The sequence below is a fragment of the Streptomyces alkaliphilus genome (assembly GCF_014141535.1).
Lineage (GTDB): Bacteria > Actinomycetota > Actinomycetes > Streptomycetales > Streptomycetaceae > Streptomyces > Streptomyces alkaliphilus.
Genome location: NZ_VKHT01000367.1, coordinates 1 through 4669, shown reverse-complemented (window position 1 = coordinate 4669; position 4669 = coordinate 1). Strand labels below are relative to the sequence as shown.

Here is a 4669-nt window from a genome sequence, read left to right as displayed (position 1 = left end):
CCCCGGTACCCCGCCTCCCCCGGCTCGGCGTAGCCACCGGCGCCGGTCGGGACGTCCGCGGCCACCAGCAGTCGGCGCGGCAGCACGATCCAGGCGGTGACCCCGCCGCCGTGCCCGGCCCCGACCGGGGCGTCGGCCTGGGTGTGCCGCACCTCCACCCGCGCGCCCAGCCGGGCGGCCAACGCCCCCACCACGAAATGGCCCAGCCGCCGGGTGGGCGTCCCGAGGAACTCCGCTTCACCGCTCAGGCGTTCGTTGGCGAGGTCGAGTTCGTCGTCGCTCATGCCGCTGCCCCGGTCCAGGACCACCAGGCAGTACTCGCCACCGTCCCACCAGCCGTAGACCTCCACCGGCCGGGAGGGCGGCGAGGCGGTGAGCGCGTTCTCGATCAACTCCGCCAACAGGTGCGACAGTTCGGCGATCCACCGGCCGTGCACCAGGCAGGGCGCGGCCTCCACGAGGGCGACCCGGCGGTACTCCTCCACCTCGGAGATCGCCGAGTGGACGACCTCGGCGACCGGCACCGTGCCGTTCCACACCCGGGGCGGGGACTGCTCCCCGGCGAGCAGCAGCAGGGAGTCCGCGTTGCGGCGCATCCGGGTGGCCAGATGGTCCAGCTCGAACAGCTCGCCCAGGGCATCGGGGTCCAGTTCCTTGCTCTCCAGCGCGGTGATCAGACGCAGTTGGCGATGGAGGAGCTGCTGGTTTCGGCGACCGAGGTGGGCCAGGGACTCGGTGCCGTTGCGGCGCAGCACGGCCTGTTCTGCGGCGAGTCCGAGTGCGGTGTGCTCGACCCGGTTCAGGGCCGCGGCCAGTTGGCCGACCTCCTCCGGCTCTCCGCGTCGCCGGGGGTCCCCGGCCGAGGTCCCGGGCGCGCCGGACAGCAGGCGTTGGGCCTCCTCCGGTTCCGCCTCCTGCACGGCGCGGACGGTCTCCGGCAGGCGGCGACCGGCCAGGTCCTCGGCCTCCCGGGCCAGCCTGGTGAGGGGGCGGGTGACGGAGCGGGCGGCCAGGGTGGAGAACAGCACGGCCGCGCCGATGACCACCAGTCCCAACAGCAGGAAGGCCACCAGTCGCCGACCGGCGTCGGCGCGCAGTTCCTCGGCGCGCGACGCCACGGCGTCGGCGGTGTCGGCCTGCACGGCGTGCAGACCGTCCACGACGGCGGTCGAGGCGCTCCACCACTCCTGGGGGTCGACGGCGAGCTCACGGCCGTCGGCGGAGGCGGCGAGCTCCTCCTCCACCTCGATCAGCCGCAGGCCCTCCGGGGACTCCAGCACCTTCCGCACGGCGGAGCGGACGACGGGATCGGCCCCCCGGTCCAGTCCGGCCAGGGCGGTGGCCCGGGCCCCGCGCGCCTGGACGAAGGCGAGGTGGTCGACCGGCTCGAAGCGCCCGGCGACCAGGACGGCGGTGAGCACGGACCGCTCGACGGAGAGTGCCTCGGAGGCGTCCGACAGGCCGTCCAGGGCTTCCAGACCGGTGATCAGGGCCCGGTCGTCGTGGGCGGGCCGGTCCTCGGCCAGTGCCCGGTTGAGGCCGGCGATGGTCTCGGAGAAGTAGGCGGGTCCGTCGGCTCCGGCGGTCCCGTTGTCGATGCGGTCGCGGATGCCGGGCAGGCGGTTCAGCGCGTCGAGCGCCGAGCGGACGGCGGGCGCGGCCCCCGGGTCGCCCTTCTCCAGCGCCCGGTCGACGGTGCGGCGCAGGCCGTCCACGCGACGACGGGTGTCGGCGAGTTCGGGCCGGTAGCGACCGGCGCCGACCGCCAGCCCGGTGCCCAGGCCGTGCTCGCGCTGTAGTTCCCGGACCAACCTCTGCACGTCCAGGGAGAGCTCGACCCGCTCGGCGCTGCGGCCGGCGGCGGACCACCGCCCGGCGTGGTCGGCGACCCCGACGCCGACCAGGATGAGCAACAGGCAGGTGGGCACGGTCAGCACGAGGGCCACCCGGCCGCGGATGGAGTTCGGGCCCGGTGGGCGCCACCGCGAAGGGGGGCGCCCGGGTCGGCGGGGGGCCGCCTTCGGCTTCGGGTGCCGTCCGGCGGGTGGTGCGGTGCGGCCCGGCCGGCTCGCTGTGGGTGTCATCGTCCGGTGTCTCCCGGTGGGTGTCGTCCCCCGGCGCGCCACGCGCTGGTCACGCGGCACGCCCGGCGTGCGGACCGGCTCTCCACCGCGGTTTCCGGTGTCGTGCCGGCGCGGGACCCCCGTCCCCGGGTGGTTCCCCGTCGCGTCCGGCCGGTCCCGGGCTCCCGTCGCTCCCCTGCGCGGGGCGGTGTGCCGGATCGGTGACGCCAGCACAGCCGGTAACGGTTACCGATATCCCCGGTGACCATGGCCGCGAGGTGAACAACGGGCGTGAACAACGGTCGGGAACAGCCGGGTTGCCCGTTCCCGGAACACCCGCACGAGGGATTGACGCCCTTGTTGACAAGTAGTCTCATAAGGGGGCGCCGTCGTCGCACGCCGTACCCCGAGGAGGTCGCCCATGACACCACCGCACCCCGTGACCCGGCTCCCGCGCGGGGGCGCCCCGGCAAAGGCCCCCGGAAAAGGCCGACCCCCCGGGTCCTCCGGCACGGGCGGTGAGGACATCGACTTCGAGGCCCTCCGCGACGCCCTGGGCGCCCTGCGGGACCGCGAACGGGTGGCCGAGCGTCTGCTGGCCTCCTCCGCCCGGCACTCCTTCGACCCGGACACCGAGCTGGAGTGGGAATCGCCTCCCGTGGCCGGCCTGTGGTACTGGCCGCCCGAGCTGGTCTCCCTCTACGACACCCCGCTGTGGTACCGGATGTCGGAGGAGCAGCGCGTCGACCTATCCCGCCACGAGGCCGCAGCCCTGGCCTCGTTGGGCATCTGGTTCGAGCTGATCCTCATGCAGCTGCTGGTCCGTCACATCTACGACAAGGCGATGACCAGCTCGCACGTGCGCTACGCGCTGACCGAGATCGCCGACGAGTGCCGGCACTCGATGATGTTCGCGCGCGCCATCCGCTGGACCGGCGCCCCCGCCTACCCCGTCTCGCGCCACCACCACAACCTCGGCCGGCTCTTCAAGACCTTCTCCACCACGCCCGGCTCCTTCACCGCGACCCTCCTGGGCGAAGAGGTGCTGGACTGGATGCAGCGCCTGACCTTCCCGGACGAGCGGGTTCAGCCGCTGATCCGCGGCGTCACCCGGATCCACGTGGTGGAGGAGGCGCGACACGTGCGCTACGCCCGCGAGGAGCTGCGTCGGCAAATGCTCACCGCCCCCCGCTGGGACCGCGAGTTCACCCGGCTCGGCTGCGGCGGGTTCGCCCGGGTCTTCTCGGTGGCCTTCATCAACCCGGAGGTCTACACCCGGGTCGGGCTGGACCGCCGGGAGGCGGTGGCCCAGGTGCGGGCGAGCGAGCACCGGCGGGCCGTGATGCGCGACGGTGCCCACAAGTTGACCGGGTTCCTCGACGGGATCGGGGTCCTGCGGGGGCCCGCCCGGCGGATGTGGCGGCAGTCGGGGCTGCTGGCCTGAACCGCCGGGGCGCGGGTCGGCGCGGAGGCCGGCCCGCGTCCCGGCGTCGATCGGCGCACTACGCTTCCGGACATGAGCACGCCCCCCGCGCCGGCCGATCCGGCCTACCGCAGACTGAGCGCCGACGCGCGCCGGGAACAGCTGATCCGGGCCGCGCAGGGACTGTTCGCCCACCACGCCCCCGAGGACGTCTCCCCCGAGGACGTGGCCCGTGCCGCCGGTGTCTCCCGGCCGCTGGTCTACCGGTACTTCCCCGGCGGCAAGCAACAGTTGTACGAGGCGGTGCTCCTCGACGCCGCCGAGGAGCTGGAGGGGTGTTTCACCGAGCCCCGGCACGGCCCCCTTCCGGAGCGCCTGGCCCGGGCCCTGGACCGTTACCTGGCCTTCGTGGAGGACCACGCCGAGGGGTTCACCGCCCTGCTGCGCGGTGGCGGGGTCGCGGAGACCTCCCGCACCGGCGCCATCGTGGACCGGGTGCGACGGGCCGCCGCCGACCAGATCATGGCGCACATGGCCGTCGAACGCCCGGGGCCGCTGCTGCTGATGGCGGTCCGCACCTGGATCTCCGCCGTGGAGGCGGCCTCGCTGACCTGGCTGGACGAGGGGCGCCGGCCCGGCCGCGCGGAACTGCGCGACTGGCTGGTGGACCACTGCTCGGCGGTGCTGGCCGCCACCGCCCGGCACGATCCGCAGACCGCCGCCGCCCTGGCGGCGGTCGGGTCCCCCGGCCCGGAAGGGGCGCGCCGAGGTGAAGCATGAACCGATCCCGTTCGTCGGGGGACCGTTGGACGGCCGGGTGCTGCCGGTGCTGCTGGGCATGACCGGGCGCCCGCCCAAGGAGTACCGGGTACCGGTGCCCGGGCCCGACGGCTCCGTCGCCGAGGAGCACGTCTACCGGTTGGAGGCGCGCGGGCACACCCGCCGACTGGGGTTGGTGCGCGGCTGGCGGTACGTGTACGACCCGGAGCCGGCGCCCCGGCAGGGGCCCCGATGGCCCTGGTCCCGACCGTCCCCGGACCCGGGCGCCGACGGGGACGGGTACCGGGGGGAACCCCGCCACGACGGGCGGTGAACGTCCCTCCGCCCCCGGCCCCGGCCGGGTGCGGAGGACGAGTCCCGGGGCCGGCACAAACGCCCCCTCACCAACCGCCGGCGGGAGGGG

4 protein-coding genes are annotated in these 4669 nt (G+C 74.9%); 3 read left to right on the top strand and 1 reads right to left on the bottom strand.

Annotated elements, in window-relative coordinates:
• Positions 1-1937 (bottom strand): sensor histidine kinase (locus FNQ90_RS13145; RefSeq protein WP_182606548.1); only part of this gene is annotated, 1937 nt, incomplete at its 3' end.
• Between the two features lie 547 nt (positions 1938-2484).
• Between FNQ90_RS13145 and FNQ90_RS13140 the strand changes: the two genes are divergently transcribed.
• The 3 genes from FNQ90_RS13140 (at position 2485) to FNQ90_RS13130 (ending at position 4579) form a co-directional block, all read left to right on the top strand.
• Positions 2485-3507, top strand: a complete 1023-nt coding sequence (locus FNQ90_RS13140; RefSeq protein ID WP_182606547.1) for an AurF N-oxygenase family protein — start codon at positions 2485-2487, stop codon at positions 3505-3507.
• 72 nt (positions 3508-3579) lie between these two features.
• Positions 3580-4266, top strand: a complete 687-nt coding sequence (locus FNQ90_RS13135; protein ID WP_182606546.1) for a TetR/AcrR family transcriptional regulator — start codon at positions 3580-3582, stop codon at positions 4264-4266.
• Complete coding sequence (locus FNQ90_RS13130) at positions 4256-4579, top strand: hypothetical protein (protein WP_182606545.1); 324 nt, start codon at positions 4256-4258, stop codon at positions 4577-4579. Before FNQ90_RS13135 ends, FNQ90_RS13130 begins: the two co-directional genes overlap by 11 nt.
• The last annotated feature ends 90 nt before the right edge of the window (positions 4580-4669 follow it).

Coding starts and splice junctions, on each gene's coding strand:
- FNQ90_RS13140 (WP_182606547.1), top strand. CDS start 2,485: ATGACACCACCGCACCCCGTGACCCGGCTCCCGCGCGGGGGCGCCCCG.
- FNQ90_RS13135 (WP_182606546.1), top strand. CDS start 3,580: ATGAGCACGCCCCCCGCGCCGGCCGATCCGGCCTACCGCAGACTGAGC.